3 protein-coding genes are annotated in these 2,948 nt (G+C 65.4%); all 3 read left to right on the top strand.

Annotation, left to right across the window (positions count from 1 at the left end; genetic code table 11):
* Window positions 1-1,182 (top strand): precorrin-6y C5,15-methyltransferase (decarboxylating) subunit CbiE (gene cbiE, locus D6877_RS24420; RefSeq protein WP_130912362.1); only part of this gene is annotated, 1,182 nt, incomplete at its 5' end.
* Window positions 1,175-2,272 carry a cobalt-precorrin-5B (C(1))-methyltransferase gene (locus tag D6877_RS24415; protein WP_130912361.1) on the top strand — a complete coding sequence of 366 codons (1,098 nt, stop codon included), beginning with the start codon at window positions 1,175-1,177 and terminating at the stop codon, window positions 2,270-2,272. The genes cbiE and D6877_RS24415, both read left to right, overlap by 8 nt.
* The coding region (locus tag D6877_RS24410; RefSeq protein WP_130912363.1) for a cobalt-precorrin-6A reductase at window positions 2,269-2,948 on the top strand (680 nt) is incomplete at its 3' end. The genes D6877_RS24415 and D6877_RS24410, both read left to right, overlap by 4 nt.

Raw genomic sequence — 2,948 nt, 5'->3', positions numbered from 1 at the left:
GGTGAAGACGGCTTCAAGGGCCTGGGCAAGAATGCCCGGCGTGCTCTGATGGGCGCTTCGCGGATCGTCGGCGGCCAGCGTCAGTTGGACCTGCTGCCGCCGTGCATTGGCGGCGAGCGGCAATTGTGGCCGAGTCCGTTTTCCCTCGCGCCGGTGCTCGAGTCGCGTGGCGAGCCGGTCTGCGTGCTGGCCAGCGGCGATCCGATGTTTTACGGCGTTGGTGCCAGTCTGGCGCGGCAGGTGCCGAGCGCCGAAATGTCGATCATTCCCGCGCCTTCGTCCTGCGCATTGGCGGCGGCGCGCCTGGGCTGGCCGTTGCAAGAGGTGACGGTTGTGTCGCTGGTGGCGCGTCCGTTGGCGGCGCTCAATGCACACCTGTTCAGCGGCGTGCGTCTGTTGTTGCTGAGCAATGACGGCAGCAGCCCGGCCGCCGTTGCGCAATTGCTGTGCGAACGTGGTTTCGGCCCAAGTCGCATGACTGTTCTGGAACGTCTGGGCGGCGACGCCGAACGACGTATCGAACGCAGCGCCAGCGAATGGGGCGATGCGGCGGTCGCCGACCTCAATGTCGTCGCTGTCGAGTGCCTGGCCGACTCCGGTGTTGCCGGCCTGTCGCGCCTCGCCGGTTTGCCCGATTCGGCGTTCCGTCACGATGGCCAGTTGACCAAGCGCGACGTGCGCGCCATCACCCTCGCCCGCCTGGCGCCGAAACCCGGCGAACTGCTCTGGGATGTCGGCGCCGGCAGCGGCTCGATCGGCATCGAGTGGATGCGTGCGCACCCGAGCTGTCGTGCCATGGCGGTCGAGGCCGACGAGGGCCGTCAGCAATTGATCGAACACAACCGCGATGCGCTGGGCGTACCCGGCCTGCAACTGATTCGTGGCAAGGCGCCGCAAGCGCTGGATAACCTCGAACGGCCGGACGCTGTTTTTATCGGCGGCGGCGTCACCCGTGAGGGTGTATTCGAAACCTGCTGGGACCGGCTCAAGCCCGGCGGCCGATTGGTGGCCAACGCCGTGACCCTGCAAAGCGAAGTCACCCTGGTGCACTGGCGCGAACAATACGGCGGTGAGCTGACGCGCATCCATGTCGCCCAGGCGCAACCGCTTGGCGAGTTCGACACCTGGCGTCAGGCATTGCCGATCACCCTGCTGGAACTGGTCAAACCCCTCGATGCGTGACGAAACCGCCGAACAACCCGCGCCCCTGCGCAGCGGCCTCACCACCGGCAGCTGCGCCACCGCCACCAGCCTCGCCGCTGCGCGCCTGTTGCTCACCGGCATCGCTGCCGACGCGGTGCACATCACTTTGCCCAAGGGCAAACAGGTGCAGATGCGCCTGGAGTTCTGCCGACTGAGCGAAGACGGCGCCGAAGCCGGTACGATCAAGGATGCCGGCGATGACCCTGATGTCACCCACGGCGCCCTGCTTTACTCACAGGTGCGCCTGTCAGCCGAACCGGGAATTCGCTTCAACGCCGGTGTCGGCGTCGGCACGGTGACCCGACCAGGTCTGGTATTGGCCGTCGGCGAGCCGGCGATCAATCCGGTGCCACGCAAAATGATCAGCGATCACCTGACCTTGCTCGCCGCCGAAACCGGCTACGGTGGCGGCTTCGAGGTCACGATCAATGTCGAGGGCGGCGCAGAACTGGCGCTGAAAACCATGAATCCACGGCTGGGCATTCTTGGCGGCCTGTCGATCCTCGGTACCAGCGGCATCGTCCGACCGTTTTCCTGCGCCGCTTACATCGCCTCGATTCATCAGGGCATCGACGTAGCGAAAACCAACGGCTATCTGCACATCGCCGCCTGCACCGGCAACGCCAGCGAAGACACCATGCGCCGGGTCTACAACCTGCCGGAAATCGCCCTGATCGAGATGGGTGATTTCGTCGGTGCGGTGCTCAAGCATCTGCGCAAAGTGCCTGTGGATAAACTCAGCCTGTGCGGCGGCTTCGGCAAGATCAGCAAACTTGCCGCCGGGCATATGGATCTGCACTCACGGCATTCGAGCATCGATTTGCCGCAGTTGGCCGAGTGGGCGGCGGCAATTGGCGCGGAGCCGGCGTTGCAGCAAGGCATTCGCGAAGCCAATACCAGCCAACAAGCCTTGGCCATGGCCAGCGCGGCGGGCATTGCTTTGGGAGATGAGGTTTGTCGCCATGCGCTGAATTTCGCTCGCAGCGTAGTGCCGGCGCAGGTCCAGGTCGAGGTGTTTGCCATTGATCGTCAAGGCGGGATTGTCGGCCACGCCGGAGGTTTTGCATGAAACGGATCTTGCTGCTCGGCGGTGTCACTGAAGCGCTGGCGATTGCCCGCACGCTCGGCCCACAACATATCTACAGCCTCGCCGGCGTTGGCCGGGTGCCGAGCGATTTGCGCTGCCAGGTTCGGGTCGGCGGCTATGGCGGCGCTGAGGGTCTGGCGCAGTTCATCGCCGATGAAGGTGTCGATCTGCTGCTCGACGCTACCCACCCGTACGCCGCACAAATCAGCGCCAACGCCGCCCGCGCGGCACGGCTTGCCGGCATTCCCTGCTGGGCCTTGCGCCGCCCCGCCTGGCAGCCGCAAGCAGGCGATGACTGGCGCGAGGTCAGTGACTGGGCCGAACTGATCACAGCGCTGCAACCGTTCCACCGCCCGCTGTTCACCCTCGGCCGCGAACCACTGCAACACCTCGACGAAATCCCCGCCCACCAGTTCTGGACCCTGCGCGCCCTCGACGTCTATCCCGGCAACCCACGCTGCGAAGTGATCGGCGCACGCGGGCCGTTTCTGCTGGAAGACGAGCGAGCGCTATTCGAGCGCCGACAGATCGATGTACTGATCAGCAAGAACAGCGGCAGCAGCGCCACCGAGCCGAAGCTGGAAGTGGCGCGTGAGCGTGGCGTGCCGGTGCTGGTGTTGAAGCGACCTGGGTTGCCGGGGGTTGATCGGGAGTTTGG

Source organism: Pseudomonas sp. Sample_9, assembly GCF_004307535.1.
GTDB lineage: Bacteria > Pseudomonadota > Gammaproteobacteria > Pseudomonadales > Pseudomonadaceae > Aquipseudomonas > Aquipseudomonas mercuritolerans.
Note: the sequence above shows the minus strand (reverse complement) of the source record. Positions and strands in the feature narration are given on the sequence as shown.

Excerpts from the sequence above, each read along its gene's own strand:
- D6877_RS24415 (WP_130912361.1), top strand. The coding sequence starts at position 1,175 with ATGCGTGACGAAACCGCCGAACAACCCGCGCCCCTGCGCAGCGGCCTC.